Annotated in this window: 18 protein-coding genes; 8 read left to right on the top strand and 10 right to left on the bottom strand. The window is 66.5% G+C overall.

What is annotated here, in order from left to right:
- Window positions 1-514: 514 nt before the first annotated feature.
- Complete coding sequence (locus AB8808_RS06350; protein ID WP_369927712.1) at window positions 515-856, bottom strand: YkgJ family cysteine cluster protein; 342 nt, start codon at window positions 854-856, stop codon at window positions 515-517.
- A gap of 10 nt (window positions 857-866) precedes the next feature.
- On the bottom strand, window positions 867-1,754 hold the full coding sequence (gene ypfJ, locus AB8808_RS06345) for a KPN_02809 family neutral zinc metallopeptidase (protein ID WP_369927710.1): 888 nt from the start codon (window positions 1,752-1,754) through the stop codon (window positions 867-869).
- A gap of 103 nt (window positions 1,755-1,857) precedes the next feature.
- On the opposite strand from ypfJ, the gene AB8808_RS06340 reads away from it, so the two are divergent.
- Complete coding sequence (locus AB8808_RS06340; protein WP_369927708.1) at window positions 1,858-2,289, top strand: MAPEG family protein; 432 nt, start codon at window positions 1,858-1,860, stop codon at window positions 2,287-2,289.
- Between the two features lie 23 nt (window positions 2,290-2,312).
- Here the strand turns inward: AB8808_RS06340 and AB8808_RS06335 are convergent, their stop codons facing one another.
- Window positions 2,313-3,887 (bottom strand): hemolysin family protein, encoded by a 1,575-nt coding sequence (locus AB8808_RS06335; RefSeq protein ID WP_036143042.1) that lies wholly within the window; start codon window positions 3,885-3,887, stop codon window positions 2,313-2,315.
- 122 nt (window positions 3,888-4,009) lie between these two features.
- Between AB8808_RS06335 and AB8808_RS06330 the strand changes: the two genes are divergently transcribed.
- Window positions 4,010-4,789, top strand: a complete 780-nt coding sequence (locus AB8808_RS06330) for a CPBP family intramembrane glutamic endopeptidase (RefSeq protein WP_369927706.1) — start codon at window positions 4,010-4,012, stop codon at window positions 4,787-4,789.
- On the opposite strand, the gene AB8808_RS06325 is transcribed toward AB8808_RS06330, so the two are convergent.
- Complete coding sequence (locus AB8808_RS06325; RefSeq protein WP_036143044.1) at window positions 4,786-5,382, bottom strand: methyltransferase; 597 nt, start codon at window positions 5,380-5,382, stop codon at window positions 4,786-4,788. The genes AB8808_RS06330 and AB8808_RS06325 overlap by 4 nt on opposite strands.
- A gap of 101 nt (window positions 5,383-5,483) precedes the next feature.
- Between AB8808_RS06325 and AB8808_RS06320 the strand changes: the two genes are divergently transcribed.
- The 3 genes from AB8808_RS06320 (at window position 5,484) to AB8808_RS06310 (ending at window position 8,591) form a co-directional block, all read left to right on the top strand.
- On the top strand, window positions 5,484-5,783 hold the full coding sequence (locus AB8808_RS06320) for a hypothetical protein (protein ID WP_285405057.1): 300 nt from the start codon (window positions 5,484-5,486) through the stop codon (window positions 5,781-5,783).
- A gap of 100 nt (window positions 5,784-5,883) precedes the next feature.
- A complete protein-coding gene (locus AB8808_RS06315) occupies window positions 5,884-7,392 on the top strand; it encodes a DUF1800 domain-containing protein (RefSeq protein WP_369927703.1) in 1,509 nt (502 codons plus the stop codon).
- Window positions 7,393-7,400: 8 nt separating this feature from the next.
- Window positions 7,401-8,591, top strand: coding sequence for a DUF1501 domain-containing protein (locus AB8808_RS06310; RefSeq protein ID WP_369927701.1), 1,191 nt, complete (start codon window positions 7,401-7,403; stop codon window positions 8,589-8,591).
- Here AB8808_RS06310 and AB8808_RS06305 read toward each other — a convergent pair.
- A complete protein-coding gene (locus AB8808_RS06305; protein ID WP_369927699.1) occupies window positions 8,588-10,426 on the bottom strand; it encodes a glycoside hydrolase family 15 protein in 1,839 nt (612 codons plus the stop codon). The two genes, AB8808_RS06310 and AB8808_RS06305, sit on opposite strands and share 4 nt — an antisense overlap.
- A 47-nt stretch (window positions 10,427-10,473) precedes the next feature.
- On the bottom strand, window positions 10,474-12,702 hold the full coding sequence (locus AB8808_RS06300; protein ID WP_369927697.1) for a DUF5916 domain-containing protein: 2,229 nt from the start codon (window positions 12,700-12,702) through the stop codon (window positions 10,474-10,476).
- A gap of 166 nt (window positions 12,703-12,868) precedes the next feature.
- On the opposite strand from AB8808_RS06300, the gene AB8808_RS06295 reads away from it, so the two are divergent.
- The gene (locus AB8808_RS06295) at window positions 12,869-13,795 is read left to right on the top strand and encodes a peptidylprolyl isomerase (RefSeq protein WP_369927695.1); all 927 of its coding nucleotides are present in this window, start codon (window positions 12,869-12,871) and stop codon (window positions 13,793-13,795) included.
- On the opposite strand, the gene AB8808_RS06290 is transcribed toward AB8808_RS06295, so the two are convergent.
- The 4 genes from AB8808_RS06290 to AB8808_RS06275 form a co-directional block, all read right to left on the bottom strand.
- Complete coding sequence (locus tag AB8808_RS06290; protein WP_369927693.1) at window positions 13,755-14,624, bottom strand: DUF3014 domain-containing protein; 870 nt, start codon at window positions 14,622-14,624, stop codon at window positions 13,755-13,757. The genes AB8808_RS06295 and AB8808_RS06290 overlap by 41 nt on opposite strands.
- A gap of 35 nt (window positions 14,625-14,659) precedes the next feature.
- Window positions 14,660-15,547, bottom strand: a complete 888-nt coding sequence (locus AB8808_RS06285) for a hypothetical protein (RefSeq protein WP_369927691.1) — start codon at window positions 15,545-15,547, stop codon at window positions 14,660-14,662.
- A 102-nt stretch (window positions 15,548-15,649) separates the two neighbouring features.
- Window positions 15,650-17,245 carry an alpha/beta hydrolase gene (locus AB8808_RS06280; protein ID WP_369927688.1) on the bottom strand — a complete coding sequence of 532 codons (1,596 nt, stop codon included), beginning with the start codon at window positions 17,243-17,245 and terminating at the stop codon, window positions 15,650-15,652.
- Between the two features lie 118 nt (window positions 17,246-17,363).
- The gene (locus AB8808_RS06275; protein WP_369927685.1) at window positions 17,364-20,816 is read right to left on the bottom strand and encodes a methylmalonyl-CoA mutase family protein; all 3,453 of its coding nucleotides are present in this window, start codon (window positions 20,814-20,816) and stop codon (window positions 17,364-17,366) included.
- Window positions 20,817-20,967: 151 nt separating this feature from the next.
- Between AB8808_RS06275 and AB8808_RS06270 the strand changes: the two genes are divergently transcribed.
- Both AB8808_RS06270 and AB8808_RS06265 read left to right on the top strand, forming a co-directional pair.
- Window positions 20,968-22,326 carry an SWIM zinc finger family protein gene (locus tag AB8808_RS06270; RefSeq protein ID WP_369927682.1) on the top strand — a complete coding sequence of 453 codons (1,359 nt, stop codon included), beginning with the start codon at window positions 20,968-20,970 and terminating at the stop codon, window positions 22,324-22,326.
- Window positions 22,323-25,019, top strand: coding sequence for a DUF6493 family protein (locus tag AB8808_RS06265; RefSeq protein WP_369927680.1), 2,697 nt, complete (start codon window positions 22,323-22,325; stop codon window positions 25,017-25,019). The genes AB8808_RS06270 and AB8808_RS06265 overlap by 4 nt, the downstream gene beginning before the upstream one ends.
- Window positions 25,020-25,021: the final 2 nt, after the last annotated feature.

Below are 25,021 nucleotides of genomic sequence, written 5' to 3'. Positions count from 1 at the left end.
CGAGCGTCCGCAGACGTGCGGGGTATGGCGTCGCCGCTTCGTTGGCTTTTCGCCCACATCGTGGGCTCCTACCCCAAGGGTAGGCAGGTTGTTGCATATCCAACGCGTGATCTGCCGGCTTGGGGGTAGGAGCGCACGCACGTGCGCGAACCCTCAACGTATCTAAGGCGACCGATGCCATGCACACCAGGCAAGCGAGCGTTCCCAGCAACGAAGCGAAACCCAGCTCTTGGCTCTTCCCACACGCAACCTCACCGTTGGAAAGAGCCGGCGGGTGCCACCCTCGTGGCCGGTAGCCGAAGGCGAGGGATTCGAACGGACAAGGCCGCGCAGCGGGGCCGGCCAGGACGGCCGGCCATTTCCGCGAGACAGGATGTCGAGTCGGAAATCCCCGTTCGAAGCCCGACCCGGCCCGAAGGGCAATTAATAAACGGCCGCGCACGCGGCCCTTCATTGACGGGTCGCCGCAGGCGTGGCCACGAGGGTGGCACCCGCCGGCTCTTGCCCCGAAACGCTACACGAAATCCGCAGGCGTCAACGGCACCATCCCGTGCTTCAGCCTTGCCTTGTCGCACTGCGGGCTGGGCTGTCCGTTTTCCCACGCCGGTTGCAGGTCGTGACACGGGGAGGGACGAACTGCGTAGATACCGCAATGGGCCGCCACGCCCACCTCGCCCACCAGCGACCGGCACCGTGGCTCGTATGCATTGGTGCCGTGCATGTTCACCCTGTGCGGATCGAGGTGCTCCGTCAGCGCCGCCGGCACGATGCCGCCGGCGAGGTCGGTTTCCATCCAGTGGAACGCCACGCGATACGTGGCGCAGCACGCGCCGCAGAGCAGGCAGGGATGCGTCATGCGGAGGCGGTCAGAGCGGACCGGCGAACGTGTCGCACTGGGCCATGTCGCCCGAGGCCAGGCCGGTCTTGAACCAGTGCACGCGCTGCGCGGAGGTGCCGTGCGTGAACGAGTCGGGCACGACGCGGCCCTGCGCCTGTTCCTGCAAGGTGTCGTCGCCGATGGCGGTGGCCGCGTTGATCGCCGACTCGATGTCGCCGGCCTGTAGCCACTTCTGCCGCTGGTCGGAATGGTTGGCCCAGACGCCGGCGTAGCAGTCGGCTTGCAGTTCCTGGCGTACCGACAGGCCGGTGGCGCCTTCCATCGAGGCCCCACGACGCTTCGCGCCGTCGACCTTGTCGAACACGCCGGTGAGGTTCTGCACGTGGTGGCCGACCTCGTGCGCGATGACGTAGGCACGGGCGAAGTCGCCTGCCTCGTGGAAGCGCTGCTGCATGGTCTGGAAGAAACCGAGGTCGAGGTACACCTTGTGATCGGACGGGCAGTAGAACGGGCCGACGGCGGACGAGGCGGAGCCGCAGGCCGTGCGCACGCCGTCGCGGAACAGGACCAGCTTGGGCCGCTCGTACTGCTGCCCCTTCGCGGCGAAGATCTCGCCCCAGGTGTCTTCGGTCTCGCCGAGGATCGCCCGCACGAAGTCGGTCTGCGGATCGGCGGCCGAGGCTGCGTCGTCCACCGGGCGTGCCGGCTGCTGCTGGGTGGTCTGGCCGGTGCTGGCGCCCGGATCGCCCTGCCCGCCCAGAAGCGCGGTGGGGTCCTTGAAGAACACCATGCCGATGATCGCCAGCAGGATGATGCCGCCGATGCCCAGGCCGCGGCCGCCGAAACCGCCGCCACCGCCACTGCCGCGTCCGGCGTCTTCCACGTTGTCGCTTCTACGACCTTTCTGCCAAAGCATGCGGTGTCTCCTCCCATGGGGCGCCTCCAGCGAGACGCGGTCGGCATGATCGCATGGACGGTTGCCGGTAGACTCGCAGGTCATTCAGCCCACGGATCGCTTCATGACCAGCCAGCTACCCGCCGTCGTCACCCTGCTCACCCTGCTGCTCATGTTCTACACGGTCTGGACCGTCGGCATCGCACGCAAGCGCTACGGCATCAAGGCGCCGTCCATCTCGGGCGATCCCGCGTTCGAGCGCGCCTGGCGGGTGCAGATGAACACGCTGGAAAACGCCGTGATGTTCATCCCGGCGCTGTGGCTGGCGGCCCAGTACGTGGATCCGCTGTGGGCCGGCATCGCCGGTATGGTCTGGCTGGCCGGGCGCGTGTGGTACGCGGTGGCCTATGTGCGCGACGCCGCGCGCCGCGGCCCGGGCTACCTGGTGTCGATGATCGCCTGGGCGGCGCTCATGCTGATGGCGGCCGGCGGCATGGGCATGGCCATCATGGAGAACAACGCGTCGCCGCCGGTGGACGACGCGGCCGCAGGCTAAAGCCCCGGCTGCGGGCTAAGGCCTCAGGCCTCGTCCCGCGGTAGCGACAGCACCCGCACGCGCTGGATGCGCGCGCCGTCCATGGCGGTCACCTCGAAGTCGAAACCATCGACATCGAAGCGATCGCCGGCCGCTGGCAGGCGGCCCAGCTGGGACAGCACGAAGCCCGCCAGCGTGGAGAAATTGCCGTCGGCCGAGCCCGGCAGGCGGTGGCCCAGCAGGTGCTCCACGCGGCGTACGTCCAGGCTGGCGTCCAGCAGCCAGGCGCCGTCGGGCTCGCTGACCGCCGAGGGGTCGCCTTCGCGGCTCTCGTCGGGGAATTCGCCGGCGATCACTTCCAGCACGTCGGCCGGGGTGACCAGGCCGAGGATGCTGCCGTATTCGTCCACCACGAGTGCCATCTGCAGCGGCGCGCGGCGGAACTCGTCGATCAGGCGCAGCACGCTCAGCGATTCGAGCACCGTGATCGGCTTGCGCACGAAGTGCGAGGTTTCCAGGCGGCCGTGATCGGCCAGGCTGGCCAGCAGGTCGCGTGAGGACACCACGCCCACCAGCTGGTCGAGGTCGCCCTCGGCCACCAGCATCCAGTGGTGCGCCGACTCGCGGGCTTCCGTCAGCAGCGTGGTCAGGTCCTCGCCGGGGTCCACCCAGACGATCTCCGTACGCGGCGTCATGATGGAGCGCACCGGACGCTGGGAGAGGTCGAGCACGCCCTGCACCATCTCCAGCTCGTCCTTGCCGAACACCGGGGTGTCCGCGGCTTCGACGCCGGTGTCGTTCTTGCCGTTGTCCGGCTCGTCGTCGGAGCGGCCGCCGAGCAGGCGCAGCACGGCCTTGGCGGTGCGGTCGCGCATGGCGCGGCCGCCGACCAGCAGCGAGCGGTGGCGGTTGCGCCGCATCGTCTGGTTGAACACCTCGATCATGATCGAGAAGCCGATGGCCGCGTACAGGTACCCCTTGGGAATGTGGAACCCGAAGCCCTCGGCAATGAGGCTGAAGCCGATCATCAGCAGGAAGGACAGGCAAAGGATCACCACCGTCGGACGCGCGTTGACGAACGCGGTCAACGGCTTGCTGGCGGTGATCATCAGGGCCATGGCCACCACCACGCCGACCATCATGATCGACAGGTGATCCACCATGCCCACGGCGGTGATCACCGAATCCAGCGAGAAAACCGCGTCGAGGATGACGATCTGCGCCACCACCAGCCAGAAGCTGGCGCGACGACCGGACTTGCCTCCGTCGTCGTCGTCGGCCTCCAGGCGCTCGTGCAGCTCCAGCGTGGCCTTGAACAACAGGAAGCCGCCGCCGATCACCAGGATCAGGTCGCGCCAGGACAGGCCGAAGCCGTTCCAGTTGAACAGGGGGGTCGTCAGCGTCACCAGCCAGGACATGGCGGCCAGCAGGCACAGGCGCATGACCAGCGCGAGGCCCAGGCCCATCAGCCGCGCGTGGTCGCGCTGGCGGGCGGGAAGCTTGTCGGCGAGGATCGCGACAAAGACGAGGTTGTCGATACCGAGCACGATCTCCAGCACGATCAACGTGAGAAGACCCGCCCAGGCCGAAGGGTCGGCAAGCCAGTCGAATGCGAACATGGGTCGGCGCGGCGAAGCGCCCGGTTTCCTCCTGAAGGGACGAAATACTATACAGGTGCCACGTGACGGTCGACGCCACGCGCGCCGTTGCATTTGCCGCGGGGCCTCCGCTAGGGTGCCGCATGCCTCACGACCTACCCCTCGCCACACCTCCGCCCGTCCCGGTCGCCGCCCCTGTCCGCGCGCCCGGGCTGGTGGAGGCGATTCTCACGATCCTGGCCTACTTCGCCCTGCAAGTAGGCTTCGGCGTGGGGTTCAAACTCAGCACCGACCTGCTCGCCCGCTGGTTTCCGGACGCCATGCCGGATGCGCCGGACCGCATCATCCTGGTGGTGATGGCGACCGTGGCGCTGTCCACCTGGCTGGTCGTCCACGGCGTGCTGCGCCGCTGGGGTCCACTGGCGCGATCCGGCGACGCCCTCGGCCTCGGTTTCCGCGAGCCAGACGGCAAGTTCATCGCCATCGGCGCCGGGCTGGGCATCGCCGCGGCCATCCTCGGCGGGTTGCTCACCCAGTGGCTGGCGGGCGATCGCGCGGTCTCGCAGACCGTCACCGAGATCGCCGATAAAGCGCACCTGGGCATGCGCATGGCCCTGGTGCCTGTCGCCGTCCTGGTCGGGCCGCTGGTCGAAGAGGTGCTATTCCGTGGCGCGCTGCTGGCCCGCCTGCGCGTCCGCCTGGGCGACGGCTGGGCCATCGCGATATCCAGCGTGATCTTCGGCGCCGTGCACCTGCCCGACCTGGGCTGGCTCTGGTATGCCGTGCCCAACCTGATCCTGGTGGGCGTGTTCTGCGGGTGGCTGCGCGTTCGCAGCGGCTCGATCTGGCCGGCCTATGTGGCCCACGCGGCCAACAACGGCCTGGCCGTGATGGCGTGGTTTTCGGCCACCGCAGCGGGCTAGCAGGTCTCCAGCGCGGCCACGTGGCGCGCCAGCCGCGGGCTGGCGTAGCACTGCGACCCCACCGGGATCAGGCCGACGGCGTTGAACGCCTCGCGATAGAAACGGGCCGGCCGGCCGTGGAAGCCCACGCGATCGCCGCCGGGATCGTCCTCGCGCGTGTACACCTCGAGGAAGGCCAGGCCTTCGGTCATCTCGCCGATGCCGGTAAGCCCGGCACGGATCTCCGCCGGCTTGAGGTAGTGCAGTACGTCGGTGCACACGACCAGGTCGAAGCGGGTGTCGAAGCGCAGCTCGGCCAGCTGGCCGAAACGGGCCAGGCCGATCTGCCGGGAGCGGCCGTAGCGCGCCACGGCGTATTCGCTGGCTTCCAGGCCACGGTAGGCGATGCCCGGGCGCAACCGGCGCAGCACGGCGCGCCAGGGCGCCTCGCCGCAGCCCACGTCCAGCACGTTGCGCACCGGCCGACCCAGATAGAACTCCGCCTGGCCCAGCACCATCGACACCTTGCGGGTCAGTTCGGCGGGGGAGCGCACGGCGTGCTCCGCGCTGCGGTACCACTTGTCGAAATAGGCCTGGTCGTAGGTCTTGCTCATGCGCCGCACGCCACCGTAAAACCGCCATGGTAGCGGGCCGTACACCCGGGGCATACATCGATCGCCGCAGCATCGGGGTTCTTTGTTGCGAGGACCAGCCCATGCCCCTTATCCAGCTCCGTATCACCGGCGACCGCGACATCTTCGACGATGTGATGAACGCCATCCACGGCATCGACCGGGTCGAGCGGGTCGAGGAAATCGACGACCTGATGATGGGCGTTCGGGACGATTCCAGCTCCAGCGAGTTATCCGACGATGTCTCGTCGCGTACGTACGTGCTCGAGGTCGAGGTGCCGAACGACAAGGTCGGCGAAGAAGTGCGCAGCGTGGCCGAAGAGACCGCCGGAACGCGCGAGGCGGCCATCGAATTCGTCGATCCGGACGAAAGCGAAATCTGAACCGACCCGTGAATGCTGCATTTTCTTGCGGCATTCATGCGTAAACCCCTTGAAAGGGTCGCCGTTCTAAGGTGTTGCACGCACCGAGAACGGAGGTTCCATGCGATCGCTCGCTATCGCTACCCTGCTGGCCCTGACCGCCCTGCCCGCCGCCGCGCGTGATGCGCCGCTTTCCAGAGACGACGTGGCGTGGCTGAATCGCGTCACCTTCGGCGTGGATTCGGCCACCGTGGCGCGCTACCGCGAGCTGGGCAGGCGACGCTTCCTCGACGAACAGCTGCACCCCACGACCCAGGGCCTGCCTGAGGCGGTACGCGCCCAGATCGCCGCCTACGACGTGATGAAGGCGCCGCTGCCCCTGCGCATGGCGCAGCTTCGCCAACGCTACCAGTACATCAAGGCGATGCCCGACGGCGACGCCAAGGCCGAAGCGAAGAAAGAGGTACAGAAGGAAGGCAACCAGTACGCCCAGCAGGCACAGGCGATCGAACTGCTGCGCGCGGTATACGACGAGAACCAGCTGCGTGAGCAGATGGTCTGGTTCTGGCTTAACCACTTCAGCGTGTTCCAGGCCAAGGACCGCGTACGCTGGCTGGTGGCCAGCTACGAAGAAGACACCATCCGCCCGCATGCGCTGGGCAAGTTCCGCGACCTGGTCATGGCCACGCTGCGCAGCCCGGCCATGCTGGAATACCTGGACAACGCGCAGAACGCGCGCGACAAAATCAACGAGAACTACGCGCGCGAACTGATGGAACTGCATACGCTGGGCGTAGGCTCCGGCTATACGCAGGACGATGTGCAGAACCTGGCCCACGTGCTCACCGGCGTGGGCATCGACAACGACGGGCAGCCGCGGAAGATCCGCCCGGCTTTGCAGGCCTACTATGCCAAGGACGGCCTGTTCGAGTTCAATCCCAACCGCCACGATTTCAGCGACCAGCATTTGCTCGGGCAGACCCTGGCAGGCGGCGGCATGGACGAGGTGGAGAAAGCGGTCGACCTGATCGTCAGCCAGCCGGCATGCGCGACGTTCGTGTCCACCAAGCTGGCCAAGTACTTCGTCTCAGACAACCCGCCGCCGTCACTGGTCGAGGCCATGGCCAGGACCTTCCACCGCACCGACGGCGACATCGCGGCGGTAATGCAGACGATGCTCGAATCGAAGGAGTTCACCGCCTCGCTGGGCAAGCGCTACAAGGACCCGACCCAGTTCCTGGTGTCGACCATGCGGCTGGCCTACGACGGCAAACCCGTGAGCAATCCCCGTCCACTGGTGAACTGGATCAACCAGCTCGGCCAGGCGCCGTTCGGCCGCATCACGCCCGACGGCTGGCCCACCGCCGATACCGAGTGGTCCAGTTCGGGCCAGGTGGCCAAGCGCTTCGAGATAGCCCGCTCCATCGGTAGCGGCGCCAACCACCTGTTCGATGTGGACGACAGCGGCAAGGTGCAGGGCGGTGGTTTTCCGCAGCTGACCACGCCCACCTACTACGCCACCATCGAGCCGTGGCTGAGCCCGAAGACGCGCGACGCGCTGGCCCAGGCCACGTCGCAGCAGGAATGGAACACCTTCCTGCTGTCTTCCCCCGACTTCAATTACCACTGAGGCTTCCCATGGATCGCCGCCAGTTCCTGCTCGCCCTCGCCGCCACCGTGCCCGCCCTGACCCTGGGCGGACAGGTATTCGCCGCGCCCGCCGGCTCACCGCGTTTCCTGCTGGTGTTCCTGCGTGGCGGCTACGACGCCAACAACCTGCTGGTGCCTTATTCCAGCGATTTCTACTACGAATCGCGCAAGAACATCGCGCTGGCCCGACCCACGCCCGGCGATCCGAAATCGGTGCGCGCCCTGGACGCGAACTGGGGCCTCGCGCCGGCGGTCGCGGCCAGCATGGGCCCGCTGTGGGACACACGGCAGCTGGCCTTCGTCCCCTTTGCCGGCACAGACGACCTCTCGCGCAGCCACTTCGAGACCCAGGACAACATCGAGGCCGGCGCCTCCGGCAACAGCCGCGACTACGGCTCGGGCTTCATGGGCCGGCTATCGTCGGTATTGCGCGGCGTGCCGCCGATCGCCTTCACCGACGCGCTGCCGCTGACGTTCCGCGGCACGGGCGATGTGCCCAACATCTCGCTGAAAGGCGGCGACAAGGCCGTGTTCGACGACCGGCAGTCGAAGATCCTTGCCGACATGTACCAGGGCACCACGCTACAGGCGGCGGCCACCGACGGCCTGCAACTGCGCCAGCAGGTCGCGAAGGATCTGCAGACCGAGATGGTCGCCGCCAGCCGCGGTGCGGTGAACGCGCGCGGCTTCGCCCAGCAGGGACAGCGCATGGCTACCCTGATGCGCGATCGCTTCCGCCTCGGCTTCGTCGACGTGGGCGGCTGGGACACCCACGTCAACCAGGGCGGTGCCGACGGCCAGCTGGCTGGCAACCTCGACAACCTCGGCCAGGGCCTGGCGGCGTTCGCCGATGGCCTGGGTGAGGCGGAGTGGAACAACACCGTCGTGGTGGTCGTGTCCGAATTCGGCCGCACCTTCCGCGAGAACGGCAACAAGGGCACCGACCACGGTCACGGCACCACGTACTGGGTGATGGGCGGCAAGGTGAACGGCGGTCGCATCGCAGGGCAGCAGGTCGCGGTGGATGCGAAGAACCTGCTACAGAACCGCGACTACCCGGTGCTCAACAACTATCGCGACCTGCTCGGCGGCCTGATGCAGCGCATGTACGGCTTGTCCCAGGCGGACATCAACCGGGTGTTTCCCGATGCGAAACCCACCGACCTGCATCTGGTCTAGGGCTGCCACACCTGCCCGTCGGGATGGCTCAACTGACGATCCAGATAGAACGCGGCGCTGATGAAGGCCAGATGCGTCAGCGCTTGGGGGAAGTTGCCCAGCAGTTCGGCGCGCAGGCTCAGTTCCTCGGAGAACAGGCCGAGGTGGTTCGCGTAAAGCACGCCACGCGCCATGATCTCGCGCGCTTCGGTCAGGCGACCGGCGCGCGCCAGGCATTCCACGTACCAGAACGTGCACGTGGTAAAGGCACCCTCCCCGCCTTCCAGGCCGTCCTCGTTGCGATAACGGAACATCATGCCGTCGTCGGCCAGCTGGTCGTGGATCGCATCCAGCGTGGCCAGCCAGACCGGATCGGTAGCGGAGACGAAGCGCACCAGCGGCATCATCAGCAGCGCGGCATCCAGGTCCGTACCGCCTTGCGTCTGCACGAAGTAACCGTGCTCGGGGTGACGGAAGTTCGTCCAGATGTCATCGGCGATGCGGTCGCGCACGGCGGCCCACTCCACCACGGGACCCGGCAGCGAGCGCTTGCCCGCCAGCCGGACGGCGCGGTCCAGGGCCACCCAGCACATCAGCCGGGAGTGCAGGAAATGCTGCTGGCCGCCGCGGATCTCCCAGATGCCTTCGTCGGGGTCCTGCCAGTGGCGACACACGTGATCGACCATACGCACCACGTGCAGCCAGCCGGTGTGGCTGATCGCGCGGCCGTACTTGTTGGCCAGGTACAGGCTGTCCATCAACTCGCCGAAGATATCCAGCTGGGTCTGCGTGCGCGCTCCGTTGCCGATACGCACGGGGCGTGATCCGGCGTAGCCGGCCAGGTGGTCCAGCGTGTCTTCCTCCGCCGCTTCGGTGCCGTCGATGGCATACATGATGCGCAACGCGGTGTCCTCGTCCAGGTCCATCAGCCGGGCTTCCGTCCAGCGACGGAAGTGCTCCGCTTCGTCGATGTAGCCCAGGCGCATGAACGCGTACACCGTGAACGAGGCATCGCGTATCCAGGTGGCACGGTAATCCCAGTTGCGCCCCTGGCCGGTGGCTTCGGGCAGGCCGAAAGTCGCGGCGGCGGCCACCGAGCCGTGCGTGTGCGAGGTGAGCAGCTTCAGCACCAGGGCGGAGCGCTCGACACGCTCGCGCCAGCGACCGCGATAGGTGGACCGACGCGTCCAGCGGCGCCAGGCCTCGGCAGTATCCTCGCAGGCGGCACGGCACTCCGTTTCGTCGGGCGGATCGTGCGCCTCGTCGCCGAGGGTGAACCACACTTCCTCGCCGGGGTTGAGTTCGAACTCGGCGTGCGCGGCGCCCTCGCCCTCCTCGATCATCAGCGGCACCTTCGACGCCAGGCGCAGGGACTGCGGCCCGTCGTGGAAGACCACGCTGTCGCCGTACTCCTCCACCGCCGGCACACGCCGTGCGTAATCTAGCCGTGGACGGCAGCGCACGCGGATACGCACCCTGCCCCGCGGCACGCGGAGACAGCGCATCACGCAGGCGGTCACGCGCGGCTGCGTCTCGGGGTGGGGCATGAAATCGGTGAGTTCGACGCTGCCCGCCTCGCTCATCCAACGCGTGATCAGCACGTTGGTCTCGGGCACATAGAGCTGCATGGTGCGCGCATCGACCAGGTCGGGCGTCACCGTGAACTCGCCACCCTTCTCCGGGTCGAGCAAGCCGGCGAACACGGTGGGGCTGTCCATGTGCGGCCAGCACATGAAGTCGATGGTGCCGTCGCTGGCAACCAGTGCCGTGGTGTCGAGGTTGCCGACGATGCCGTGCTCGCCGATGGTGCGGCCGGGCACGGGGTTGGGCTGTGGGTTTTCCGGGGTCTTGACCATGGCTAATCCATGCCACAGCGCATGTGAAGGCGAAGCGGTAGGACCGCTCAGAACTCCATGCGGTAGGCCACCTTGACCAGGCCTTCCTGCACGTCCTTCAGGGAGAAACTGCGCCGGAACTGGGATTGAACGTCGTCGTCCACGTCGTCGGTGTAGCCGCCGCGGTTATAGACCACGTAGAGGTTGGACAAGGGCGCGATTTCGTAGCGGTAACGGATCTGGAAGCCCAGGTTGGCCACGCCCAGCCCGTCGATCGGCTGGTCGGTATCGACCGCGGCGCCCGATGGCGTGATCTCGAGACGGCGGCGCAGCGTCGCGCCCACGGCCAGGGTCTGCATCTTCACCCGCAGTTCCTGCTTGTTGCCCAGGTTCCAGTTGAGCCCGCCGTCCAGGCCCACCGTGCGTCCGTCATAGGCGCCCACCAGGTTGTCGTGCTGCCAGATCAGCCAGTTCGGGTCCCACTCGTAGCTGGCCCCGGCAAACACACTGAAGGCGTCGGTGATGAAATAGGTGGGCGTGAACTTGAAGTAGCCGCCAAGGCGGTGGTAACCCGTCAGCGCATTGCCGCCGATGAAGCCCTCGGCTTCCCAGGCCCAGCGGCCGACGCGCGGATGCGTGCGGTCGTAGCTGAGCTTGGCCGTGGGTGGCGTGCGCTGCTTGTTGCCGCCACGCGTGAGCAGGTCGTCGTAGGCCGCCGTGAGGGCGTCCAGCCGCCACATCTCCTGGCCGCCGTCGCGCCGCTGGCTGTTCCGCTGCACGCGGAAACGACGTCGCACGATCACGCCCTCCGTGTTGGTCTGCGCCGACACGCGATACCGCCACACGTGCGAAGCGTAGGCCGAGTCGGCCGGCAGACCGGTTTCGCGTTGCCGCACTTCCCAGTGCAGGTAGCGCATGTCGTTGCGCGGCAGGTAGCCGAAGTCGTCGATGTCCAGCCGCCGGCCGAAGTACATGCCCAGCCACTGCTGGCTCCATACGTCGTTCATTTCCCAGAACGCGATGCCGGTAGCGCCCAGCCCGGCGCTGTCGTTGCGCGGCTGGTCGATCTTGCTGCCCACCACGTTGCTGGTGAGGGTGAAGCTCTCGTTCGGCTGCCAGCGGTGATCCAGCCCCAGCACGTTGGCGTCGCGGTCCAGGTAGGGATGGTTCACCCGCGTGGCCAGCAGGCCGAAGGATTGCGTGCCTGCGTTCTGCAACAGGCGGAACGCACCGAAGGTGCGGCCGTCGTCGCCCTTCTCCTGCGCCGTGAGGATGCCATAGCTGGTCGAGCCAACGCTGCCGTTGACCTTCACCGCCGCGGCGATATCCGCGGCACCGTGGCCATCGTCCGCGGCGCCGCCCACGCGCCGCGTGTAGAGCAGTTGCGAGTCGTCGTCGAGCAGGCTGAAGTCGAAGATGCCCTGGCTTTCGGTGAAAAAGGGGCGCTTGTCGGTGAAGAACGTTTCCTGCGGCGAGAAGTTCACCACCAGGTCGTCGCTCTCCACCTGGCCGAAATCCGGGTTGATCGTGGCGGTGAGCTGCGTCTGGCCGTTCGGCTTCCAGAGGATGTCCGCGCCCTGTTCGAACGACGTGCCGCCGTGCGCGCGGTCCACCTTGCCGACGAGGTAAGGCGTCACGGCCACCAGCGATTGCGAATACGCCGGCACTTCCACGCGCTCGAAGCGCGAGAGGAAACGCCCGCGATCGAAGGCGACGGCCGGCCACGCCATGCGCTCGCCGGTGGCGGCTATCACGCGGTCGATGTACAGGCCGATGGTGCGTGTCTCGCCATCGGCCTTGCGCATGGGCGCGATGTACCAGGGAATCAACAGTTCGACGGAATAGCCTTCGGCATCCTCGCTGACCGCGTGGTCCCAGCGACCGTCCCAGTCGTAGCTGAAGTCGGATTCGTTGGTGATGACCTCGTCAGCCACGCCGCCCATGGACTTCACCTCGAAGTCGTAGCCGACGCGTCCATCCGCATCGAAGTCCACCATGACGTTGATCCGGTCGACCATGGCGTCCTCGTCGCGGCGGGTCTGTTGCCGCGAGCGGGGCACGTCGGCCGACTGGGTGACGCGGATGGCCACGGCCAGTCCCTTCGGCGTGGACATCACCCAGGCCTCGGTCGGCTGGCTGCCGGGTTTGCCGGTCATGGGCTGGGTGTCGCGAAAATCCGCGATGCGCCGCGCGCCCGCCCACTCGGCGGGATCGATGTGGCCATCGATGACCACCTCGGCCCGGGCGACCGCCGTGACGAGGAAAAGCAAGGCGAACAGGGCAAGGCGACGGTGCATGGGGGGTCCGGAGGATCGTGACATTCTGCGGATAGGATGCCTGCCGGTCGCAAAAGGTTGGGCATGACTATCGGCCTATGCGCAGCGGTGCCCGGCCCGGGAGGCGCCCCGAAGGCGGCGCGCTCTGCTACTTTCACGGCGTTCGCCATTTTCTTCCGGGGGTTTCATGCTCGCTCGTACCTGCCTCGCGCTCGCCCTTGCCTGCGCCCTGCCCGCTGCCGTGACGGCGGCCGACGCGCCGGCCAAGCCGCACACACCGACACCGAAGGAACTGCTCGCCAAGGCCGCTCCGGCCGAATGGCGCACGCCGGATCCGCAGAACCTGGTCTACATGGACCTGCCGCAGGGCCGCGTGGTGATCGAGCTGGCCCCGGACTGGTCGCCGCTGCATGCGGCCAATATCCGCACGCTGATCCGCGAACACTATTTCGACGGCACTCAGGTGATTCGCGTCCAGGACAATTTCGTCACCCAATGGGGCGACCCCGACGGCGACGACAAGAAGAAAGCCAAATCGCTGGGCACGGCGAAGGAGACCCTGCCGCCGGAGTTCACGCGCAAGGGCGGCAAGGCCTACCCGTTCACCCGGTTGCCGGATGGCGACGTGTACGCCCCCGAGGTCGGTTTCTCCGACGGCTTCCCCGTGGCCCGCGACAAGGGCGAGGCATGGATCGCCCACTGCTACGGCACCGTGGGCGTGGCCCGCGACGTCGGCGCGGAGACCGGCAACGGCAGCTCGCTCTACGCCATCATCGGCCAGGCCCCGCGCAACCTGGACCGCAACCTGGCCGTGGCCGGCAAGGTCATCAAGGGCATGGACCTGCTCTCCGCCTACCCGCGGGGCGGCGAACCCATGGGCTTCTACGACAAGCCCGCGCAGCGCGTGACGATCAAGAGCGTGCGCGTGGCCGCCGATGTGCCGGAAGCGGAGCGGACGCCGATCCAGGTGCTGCGGACGGACAGCTCCACCTTTGCGGCGCTGATCGAGGCCAAGCGCAACCGCAAAGATGATTTCTATACGCGACCGGCCGGGAAGATCGACCTGTGCAACATCAGCGTGCCGGTGCGGGATCCTTCGCAGAAGACGCCGTAGGCGCCTCGGTCCCGGACGAGACCACGTCCGGCTTGACCACTTCCTGCCGCAACGCGCGAAGCTTCGCTTTCAGCTTCGCCTCGTTGACCGGCCCGACGCGGATCATGAAGCGCTGCCCGGCCGAGAGCTGCTCGATGGCCGGGTTGGCGTAGATATAACCTTCCTTCTCCGGCAACAGCTGCAGGTTGCCCTGCGGCTCCGGCGCGGCCAGCAGGTCGTCGATCACCTGCACCAGCCGGTCGTTGAAATAGCCGCCGGTGCCCAGGTCGCGATAGGCCTGCTGGAACAACGGGTAGTTGTGCTTGTACCAGGCAGCCGCGGCCTTGGGGCTGATGCGGTCGGCGACATACATGTAGGTCGCGTAGCGCTCCGCATTTTTCTTCGAAGCGACGAAGCTGCCATCGTCCGAGACCACCTGGAAGCGGCCGGCCGGCGTATGCAGCGGCAAAACGTTCATGCCCACGGTGCGTTTCGGCAGTGCGTCGATCGTCGAGACCATGCGCGAGAGGATGGCGTCGGATTTGAGCAGCGACTTCAGCGCGTCGTCGCTGGTAAGGGCTAGCAGGCCCGAAAGTACCGCATCGTCGCTCTGGTCGAGGCTGGGCAGCGCCGCTGTGGAACCCGTCGCGGGGCCGATGGGGTGCTGGGGAAGCGCCGGCTCGTTCAACGCCGTGGACGTCGCGCTGGCGACCGACGACGCGGCGGCGGGCGCGGGCGTGGCGGCATCGCGCGCCTGTTTCTCCCGCCAGAAGAACACACCGGCCACCGCAACGATGGCGAGGATCAACACCCCGGCGATCCACTTCGAACCCGACGACTGACTACTCAATGTCCCGCTCCCGCAAGAAAACCGTCTCCATGGGACTACGGATGGGGGCGATGGTTCATGCGCTGCCTATCACTCCACTCAGAACGGCCCTTATCCCAATAGGCAAGCGAATCCGGTACCGCATGCTTCAACTGCTTACGCGCTTCATTCGCGAGAAGATATGCGCATTCACCGATTAACATGACAAGTAATCCGATACGATAAAACCAAACGTGATCCTCGAACACTATGCCATATAGAGCAAAAGCGGATCCTGAAACAAACAACGCCAAGAAAACAGCGGCTATAGTATCTATGTACTTCGCCAGTTTGAACATTTGATCCGTTGAAGCCATGGGAAGGGCCGAAAGTACACCCTTATATTCAACGCGGCGAAGACCCAGAACAGGACCAATAAGCTGAACCTTCGGATTTTTTTTCGGCGCATCCATAAATGCCAGGTCCACGATAAATCCGTGACGCGGTGTCAGCACGTCAAATGTAATCGAGGCCATTGATGATACGTCGTGCCCTGTCCCCACGGCCCATTCAGCCATTGACGCCATACGCGCCACCCTCACACCGCATGCACCATGAGAGACGCATGTCACCCCCATGACTCGAACTTCAGTCCCCGCCACGTGCACTGCAAGTGGCTTTGCTTCAAACAGGTCGGCTTCAGAAATGGTCTCGCTGCCTTGATTCCAGATGAACACACTCGCTTGTCGGCATGGTTGAACTTCATCTTTCCCGGGTCGCCAGAAGATCATTCGGCCTAGCAATTTCGCGAAGCGACCTCTTTGGTTGAAGTCATGAAACTTCACACTAACAGCGATCACTTTGCCCCCCGAACTGGACGCGCGACGTTCCGCGAAAAACTTTATGAGTGCCGCCAGCAAGGGCACCATAAGGCCTAACAGCTTCGGCAGAGCCACCGCATCCATAGAAAAACCCGTTTTAATTTGAGGAATCAGCTCATTGCAACGACTTTCGATATGTCATGACTCGCAGATCATGATAAATCTCGAAAAAATAGAAGTAACGATCTAAAGGGGCCCGTTCAACTTCGACGCTGTAGACCTATCGACCAAGCAAGTGACTAGCGTATCGTCAGGTTCAATCTCCGTCACCCTGGATGGGGCGGGCGCTTGATACCAAAGAGCCCCCAACACACATGGCAAGCGCCGCGCATTGTTGCCTGTGACTACGCGCCAGGTCCGCAACGCCATGAGCGCCGTCATCGCATAGCCTGGGTGCTGTCCATCCGCATGCGTCCAGGCCAACTTCGGCAACGTCGCCATCAAGTGCCGCCGGGTCTCGCTCACTTCGATCAGCGGCACTCCGGCCAGTTGCGCGATCCGGCGCTCTCCTTCCACTTCACCGGCGCTGGTGGCTGGGCTGGCGGATTGCCATGTGCCCAGGTAGTACACCCGCGAACCATCGGCCTTCGCGGCGTCGGCGAGGTCCATCGTTGCCTTGTCGGTGCGCGCGAACGATGCAAGCTGGTGCTCGCATCCGCCGACGCACGTGGCGTCACCACCGCGCTCTTGCAGGACCACGTCGGTATAGCCACCCGTGGCGAGCGCACGCGCCACCAGGGGATCGTGCTGGTAGTCCACCAGCGCCGCGCCGGCCCGCGCGATCATGTCCACATGCAGGCGCATGCCCGCCGGGGCGAGCGATGCGAATGCCGAAGGCAGGTTGTTGACGTAGGTGAGGCTGTTGCCGATGAACAACACCTTGCGTCTCACGCCCGGCTTCATCGGCGCGGGTCCGATGGCAGCAGACTTCAGCGGGGGATACGCCCAGCGCAGCGCGTAGTGCTCGGAGGCTCGATAGATGGTGTCGTGCTTCTGGTCCGGGCGGGGCACGTAAGTCCAGGTGAGGCCCGCGGGCGGTACGGCGGCGAGCACGTGATCCAGCTGCGCGACGTGCGGACCGATGGTGTCCTCGTCGGCGGAGGTGAGGAACAGACGCCGCGGGGTGGCAGGCATCGCGGCGAGCAGCGCGGGCGCCTCACGCACCAGTGCCGCATCGTTCCACCACAGGCTAGGGCTGATCGCGATCACCGTGTCGAAAAGCGTGGGCTCGCGCAGCAGGCTTTCCACGGCGAACAGCCCCGCCAGCGATTCGCCGATGATGCCGCGATGCCCGTCCACGCGGTAGCGTCGGGCGATCTCCGGCACCAGCTGTCGGGCGATGAAGGCCCGGAACGCGGCCGAGCCGCCCACGTGGGGGGCAATCTTCTTGTCCTCGGCCACCGTGGTCGGCCCGGTCATGTCGCGACGCCGCTCGGTGTTCTCGATGCCGACCAGGATCACGGGCCGGATCTCGCCCGCCCGGATGCCTTCGTCGAGGGTGGCAGCCACGTGCGGGAAATCTTCCTGCAACCCGCCATCGGGCATGTAGAGGACGGGGTAGCGGTCTTTCGAGGCGTCGTAGCCAGGAGGCGTGTAAACGTTGATGTGGCGCGTTTCGGCGGGGGCCTTGGCAACCAGCGTAAAGCTGTCGCTATGCGGAGCCACCTGGGGCGGCTGCACGACGAGCGTGACGTGCGCAACCTGCGTGTCTTGCGCGACCTGCGTGGCCTGCGTTCTCGGCGCCATGATCGCGAAAATCGTCAAACCCGCGGCGATGACCATCCGTTGCATGCGTGACTTCCCTGGACGTGTCGCACCAGCTTAGCGGCATGGACCCGACGAGACCAAGCCTCGCCGGGTTCATACGGGCACCTGCCGCGGCACCTGGCCGCAGCGCCGCTTACATATTGCGACGGTACTCGCCACCCACGTCATACAGCGCGTGGCTGATCTGGCCGAGGGAGTTGTTCTTTACCGCGTCCATCAGTTGCTCGAACACGTTGCGCCGGTCGCGCGCCGTCTTCTGCAACGTGACCAGACTTTCCGGGGCCAGGTTGTTGCGCGCCTTGCCGTAGAGCAGCACGTTGTCGATCTGCTGGCCCTTTTCCTCTTCGGTGGAGCGGATCAGCTCGATCTCCGTGGCGATCTCGCCGCCATGGTCCTTGGGCAGGAAAGTGTTGACACCGATCAGCGGCAGCGAGCCGTCGTGTTTGCGGTGCTCGTAGTACATCGATTCTTCCTGGATCTTGCCACGCTGGTACATGGTGTCCATGGCGCCGAGCACGCCACCGCGCTCGCTGATCGCCTCGAACTCCTTGTACACCGCTTCTTCCACCAGGTCGGTCAGCTCATCGACGACGTAGCTGCCCTGCCACGGGTTTTCGTTGAAGTTGAGGCCGAGCTCGCGGTTGATGATGAGCTGGATCGCCACGGCGCGGCGCACGCTTTCCTCGGTAGGCGTGGTGATCGCCTCGTCATAGGCATTGGTGTGCAGGCTGTTGCAATTGTCGAACAACGCATACAGAGCCTGTAGCGTCGTGCGGATGTCGTTGAACTGGATCTCCTGCGCGTGCAGCGAGCGGCCGGAGGTCTGGATGTGGTACTTCAGCATCTGGCTGCGCGCGGTGGCGCCGTAGCGCTCGCGCATGGCGCGCGCCCAGATGCGCCGGGCCACGCGGCCGATCACGGTGTATTCCGGGTCCATGCCGTTGGAAAAGAAGAACGACAGGTTGGGGGCAAAGTCGTCGATCTTCATCCCGCGGGCGAGGTAGTACTCGACGATGGTGAAGCCGTTGGACAACGTAAAGGCCAACTGGCTGATCGGGTTGGCACCGGCTTCCGCGATGTGATATCCCGAGATCGACACCGAATAGAAATTGCGCACCTTGTGGTCGACGAAATACTGCTGGATATCGCCCATCATGCGCAGGGCGAACTCCGTGCTGAAGATACAGGTATTCTGGGCCTGGTCTTCCTTGAGGATGTCCGCCTGCACCGTGCCGCGCACGTTGGCCAGGGTCCAGGCCTTGATGCGCGCATAGGTATCCGCATCGACCACCTCTTCGCCGGAAACGCCGAGCAACCCCAGGCCCAGTCCATCGTTACCCTCCGGCAGGTCGCCGTGGTACGTCGGGCGGTTGCCGTCGGGGTACAGGCGCGCGATGTGCGCGTTGGCGGCGTCCCAGCGCGAGGCGTCCTCGTTGAGGTACTTCTCGATGTTCTGGTCGATCGCGGTGTTCATGAACATCGCGAGGATGATCGGCGCGGGTCCGTTGATCGTCATCGACACGGACGTGGATGGCGCCGAGAGGTCGAAGCCCGAATACAGCTTCTTCATGTCGTCCAGCGTGGCGATGGACACGCCGGAGTTGCCGATCTTACCGTAGATGTCCGGCCGCGGCGCGGGGTCTTCGCCGTAGAGCGTGACCGAATCGAACGCGGTGGACAGCCGCGCGGCGGCACCGCCCAGCGACAGGTAATGGAAACGACGGTTGGTGCGTTCCGGCGTGCCCTCGCCCGCGAACATGCGGGTGGGATCCTCACCCGCACGGCGATACGGGAAGACGCCACCCGTATACGGATAGTGGCCGGGCAGGTTCTCCCGCATCAGGAACGACAGCAGCTCGCCCCAGTCCTTCGTCTTCGGCGGCGACACCTTGGGGATCTTCTGGTGGCTGAGCGACTCGCGGTAGTTCTCGACGCGGATCACCTTGTCACGCACCTGGTACTCGTTGAACTCCGCGGTGACCGCCGCGAAGCGTGACGGCCATTCCCTCAGCAGGTGGATGGCCTCGCTGGTCAGTTCGCGCACGGCCTCGTTGTAACGCTGGCGGAGCGTGACCAGCGAGCGATCGCCTTCCACGGTGAGCGCCGCGTGGTCGTAGAGGTCGAACGCCCGCGGCAGCGCGTCGTCACCGATGTCCTTGAGCGATTCGTAGTAGTGCTGCGCCTTGCGCGCCGCCTCGGCCTGCTTTGCGATGCCGTGGTTCACGCCGCGCCCCTGCTCGGCGATTTCAGCGAGGTAGCGCACGCGATTGCCGGGGATCAGCACGGTGGCGCGCGGCTCGCGCAGCGTGGTATCCACCACCGGCGTCCAGGTCGTGCCCGGCAGCGCCAGCTTCTCGCGCAGCAGCCGGCACAGGTTGTCGAACATCCAGGTGACACCCGGGTCGTTGAACTGGCTGGCGATGGTGGGATACACCGGCACGTTCTCGTCGGCCATCTGGAAGGCGGTGCGGTTGCGCTTCCACTGCTTGCGCACATCGCGCAGGGCGTCTTCGGCGCCACGCTTGTCGTACTTGTTCAGCACCACCAGCTCGGCGAAATCCAGCATATCGATCTTCTCGAGCTGGCTGGCCGCGCCGTATTCGCTGGTCATCACGTAGACCGGGAAATCGACCAGGTCGACGATTTCCGAATCGCTCTGGCCGATGCCGGCGGTTTCCACGATCACCAGGTCATACGCCTGCGATTTCAGAAAATCGATGCAGTCGTGCAGCACGATGGACGTGGCGGCGTGCTGCCGGCGCGTGGCCATCGAGCGCATGTAGACGCGCGGACTGCGCAGCGAGTTCATGCGGATGCGATCGCCCAGTAGCGCACCGCCGCTGCGGCGACGGGTGGGATCGACGGCCAGCACGGCGATGCGCATGTCCGGGAACGCATGCAGGAAACGCAGCAACAGCTCGTCCACGACCGACGACTTGCCCGCGCCACCGGTGCCGGTTAGGCCAAGCACCGGCGTCTTGCCGCCGGCCAGTTGCCAGGCCTTGCGCAGGCGCGCCAGCTCGGCTTCGGGAAGCTGGTCTTCCTCGATGGCGGACAGCATGGCGCCGATGGAAATCTCGTCATCCACCGAGGTGGCTTCCGGCGTGGTGACGGTGCGTTCGCGCGTGGCGTTGCGCGTGCGCGTCATCACGTCCTCGATCATCTCGGTGAGGCCGAGCTTCATGCCGTCGTTGGGATGGTAGATACGTTCCACCCCATACGCCTGCAGTTCGCGGATCTCCTCCGGCGTGATGGTACCGCCACCCCCGCCGAACACGCGCACATGGCCGGCGCCGCGCTCGCGCAGCATGTCGACCATATACTTGAAGTACTCCACGTGGCCGCCCTGGTACGACGACAGCGCGATGGCATCGGCGTCTTCCTGCAAGGCGGCGCGCACCACGTCTTCCACCGAGCGGTTGTGGCCCAGGTGGATCACCTCGGCGCCCTGGCTCTGGATGATCCGTCGCATGATGTTGATCGCGGCGTCGTGGCCGTCGAACAGGCTGGCCGCCGTGACGAAACGCAGCGGCGTCCCCTCCGCGTCGGTATGGCTGGCGGGGATAGGCTTGGGCTGCGAGCTCATGGAAACTCCGGGGAACGCGACGTCTGGGGAGGGAACCGGTCGATTCTATCCCCGCGGGCGCCGCCGGCTCTGACGCAGTGCAGCGAGACCCCTCCCCGGCCGCGCCGTGATCGGGTTTAATGCCCGTTGGACCGGGGATGGAGCGCCACGCATGGCCGACATACTGCACGCCTACCGCTACCAGGGCACCTCGGCGCTCGCCAACCGCGCCGGGCCGCACCTGACGCTGGTGACCAGCAGCCCGCTCGAGGCAGCCCCGCCCCGCTTCTTCGAGGGTCGCGTACACCGCCCTCGCCTGGTTGCCGATGCGCTCACCGCGGTGCACCTGGTCGTCGGCGCACGCTTCTTCACCCCGCCGAACACGCTGGCCAAACGCATCGCGCTGGCCGACCCGGTGGTCACCTCGGGCGGCGATCTGCTCCGCTTCGATGGCTTCTCGTCCTGTTGCAGTGCCTACATCCGCGTGGACCTGGGGCAGCGCGGCTACGAAGGGGACATCGTCGGCAAGGGAACCACCAACGTCGATTTCAACGCCCCTATGCGCGCCGCGCTTGCCCGCGTGCGCGACGATCATGGCCTGGGCTTCTCGGTCGGCACCGACGAAATGACGCTGACCAGCGGCGCAGGGTCGGTCACCGAACGCAAGGTCGCCCTGCCCGAACGCTGGGTGCGCGGCATGCTCGAAGTGCAGGCCTTCCAGTCGGCGATGACGCCACGACTGGAAGCCACCGCCATCGACGCGCTGCGATTCCTCCGCTCGCTGCCTCGCGCGTCCACCAGCCGCACGCCGCTGTGGATCGCCCGCGGTGCCTCGGGCCTGTTCACCACGACCCGCACCGTGGACGATGGCGTCCGCCTCACCGACAGCACGCGGCTGCGCGTGCTCGAACCGCTGCTGCCCTACGCCGAGCGGCTCACCGTCCACGCGGACCCGTCCAACCAGGCCAGTGCCTGGGTGCTCGACTTCGACGGCATCCGCGTCACCCTTGCACTGAGTGCGGAAACCTGGCGCGGCTTCTCCGGCGAGGGCCAATCGCTGCACGCGTTGATGCGCCTGCACACCGACGGCCATGCGCCCGTGCTCGATCGCGTCCGTGCCCAGTTGAACTGGCAGGGGCTGTTGCGTGCGGACGGGGTCTCGCTGGCCACCGGTATCGCCATCGAGCGCGTCGACGACGCGCTACGCGCACTCGGCGCAGCCGGCCTCGTAGGCTACGACGTCGCCGAACAGGCCTATTTCCACCGCGTACTCCCCTTCGACCTTTCGTTGCTCGATAACATGCATCCGCGGCTGGCCGCGGCAAAGGAACTGCTCGCCCGTGGCGCGGTACGCCTGGAAGGCGGCCCGGCGTTCGTCGCGGAGGTCGACAGCGACGGCATCGGGCATCGCGTCCGCGAGGTCGATGGGCAGGTGCGCTGCACGTGCCCATGGTTCGCCAAACACGGCGAGGAACGCGGGCCGTGCAAGCACGTACTGGCGGCCACCGCCCTGCGCGAGGCCCAGGCATGAACACGACCATTAGCGGCAGGCTGGACGAAGCCATCGAGCGCGGCGATGTCGAGGCCGTCACCGCCGCGCTGCGCGAGGTACCGCGCGGGCAACGCGCCCGCCTTGCGCCGGCTCTTCGGGAACGGGCCCGCGTGCTCCGGGAGCAGGACGACCCGCAGGTGCCGTGGAACGACAAGCAACCCCAACGCGACCGCGAGTTCGCCACGGGTGCGGCTCTTTTCGTTTGCGGCACCGCACGCGACGCCGCTGGCGCGTTCCTGCGCGCGGACGACGCCGCCATGTTGGCTCGCGAATTCGATCCGCCCAGCCTCGAAGGCCTGGGCGACGCGATGATGGCGCTCCCACGGGTTACGCTGAATTACCTGAATCCGTTCATCGAACGCGGGCTGGTGCCCCGGCCGGACAACGAGGCCCACACGCAGATGATGATGGACCTGCCGACCTACGCCGGCTGGGCCAAGAAGGTATCGATGGAAGCGTATGTGCAGGGCGATCCCACCTTGCACGATGTGATCCTGCGCGTCATGGAGATCGAAGGCACCCCGGACGCCAGCCTTGCCGCCGTGGACAAATACCGCCAGGACGCGTGGTCGATCTTTTTCGCCTCGCCGTGGTCGCAATCGCACTTCGGCCGCGATCTGCTGCTGGACAAGACCCTCGATGCGCTGGAGAAGGACTGGCCACAGTTCCGCTCGGGCTGGTTCTCGCGGTTCCACGAGCGTCTCGGCCCTGCACCCGGCGAACTCGTCGCGCGCCTGCCGCGTTACCTTGCACTGTGCCGTAGCCGAATCCCGCCCACCGTGGGCATGGCGCTGAAGGCGCTGGAAACGATCGACGCCTCCGTATCGATCGACGGGCATGACCTGCTCGACGCGCTCGCACCGGTCATGCACGCGGCGGCGAAGGGACAGGTCGAATCGGCGATGAAGCTGGCCGAGCGCCGCCTGCGCGCCGGTCCCGCGCTGGCGGACCGGATAGCGCGGCTTCTCGCCGATGCACTCGGGCACGCCGATGCGGGCGTGCAGGCGAAGGCGATCAAACGGCTGGGCGGCATGAGCCTCGACGAGACGTTACGCGCGACGCTCGCGACCCACCTGCCCGGCGTCGCCGCATCGAATCGCCCTGCGCTGGCCACACTGATCGGACTGTCGCCCACCGTGGAATGCCGACCGGTCGACCTCATCATCGACACGACAAAGCTGCCGGAACCATGCGATCCCTCGAGGGAACTGCCACGTATCGACGATGCCGACACGCTCGCCGAACGCGTAGCCTACGTCTTCGCGAACGACACGGACATCGACGCGTTCGAAGAGGTCCTCGCTGCGCTGACACGCATGGCGCCGCTCGATGCAACCGTCCGTGCGCGGCTGGCACCGGTGGCGAAACGGCTGTCGCGCCAGCGCAAGCCGATCGCCCAGGCACTGGCACAGGTCGTCGCCGTGCTGCTCGACCTCCCCACGCCGCTCTATGTACGCACCATGGACAACCACGGCGAGCACGCCGGTATCGACCTGCATGTGCTCGACCGCGTGGTCGACACCGTCGCCACCGCGCGACACGGCGCCGGCCTGGAGCCGCTCGACGCGGCAACCCATCGCGGCGGTTTCATCGATCCGCGCCGTCTCGCGCAGCGCATCGGCGCGCACAGCGCTGCCGGCGTACCGTGGGAACGACGCACGGCGGTGCGTGCGCTGCTGCGCCTGCCGTCCGCGGCGCCGATGCCGGACGAACTCGCGGCGTTGCCAGCGTCATCGCTGCGCCAGGCCTTGGACTATGCGCTAGGTGGCGCCCTCGGTCCCGGCGAGCCCGATAGCGCTCTCATGGCCGCGGCGGCGCGCATCCGCCACCCCGGTGCGGACGATCCGCTGATGCTTGCGCGACTGGGCGACCTAGGCCCCGACACCACACGCGCACCGGTGATGTCCTGGCACATCGAGACCCGGCAATCGCAGGTCGACGGCAAGACCTACACCTTTCACCATTTCGTCCTGGAAGACGACTGCGCGCCCGAGGGTGCCGATCCGCTGTTGATCGCCCTGCATCGCCACCAGCCCGCCGCCTTCAAGCCGCGCTATGCCTCGCAGCGATGGGGCTACGCCGGTATCGACGAAGGGTTGGTGCGTTACTCGGCCACGTTGCTGCCGTCGTGCATGGATACCTTTTTCGCCGGCGGCTGTCGCCTCGTCGGCAACAACCTGGGCTGGTACGAGGCGCAGTGGCAGAACCGCGCCTACCTTTCGCCCTTGCTCGAGCCGACGGTGACACCCGGACCGATGGGCACGCTGCTGCTTGCCCTCGCCCTGGCCGGAAAGGAGCCAGGACAGACGGCACTGGCCGTCGACGGTCTGGTTCAGTCCTCGCTCGAAGGGCGCATCGACCTCGACCGGCTCGGTGCGGACATGTGCGCGCTGCTGGCAAGCGACCACGTGCTTGCCGCGCGCTACGCGAAAGCCTTGGCCGCCGCCGCGCGCAACGCGCCGGGTATGCTGCCGGTGGTGACCGGACTGCTCGAGGCCCTGATCGGCGCACGTCCCGAGGATCCCCCGCGCGACACGGCGATGCTACTCGCCCTACTGCACGAGTCGCTGCTGGAGTCGGGCGGCCGGATCGGCGAGAACACGCGCACAGTGCTGTCCAGCCTCAAGCTCTCCGGGCGAGGCGCGTCGCTGAGGAAGACGCTGCTCGCCTGAGC

It is taken from the genome of Xanthomonas sp. NCPPB 2632 (genome assembly GCF_041228075.2).
Classification (GTDB): domain Bacteria; phylum Pseudomonadota; class Gammaproteobacteria; order Xanthomonadales; family Rhodanobacteraceae; genus Luteibacter.
This window is presented reverse-complemented; position numbering and strand designations above follow the sequence as displayed.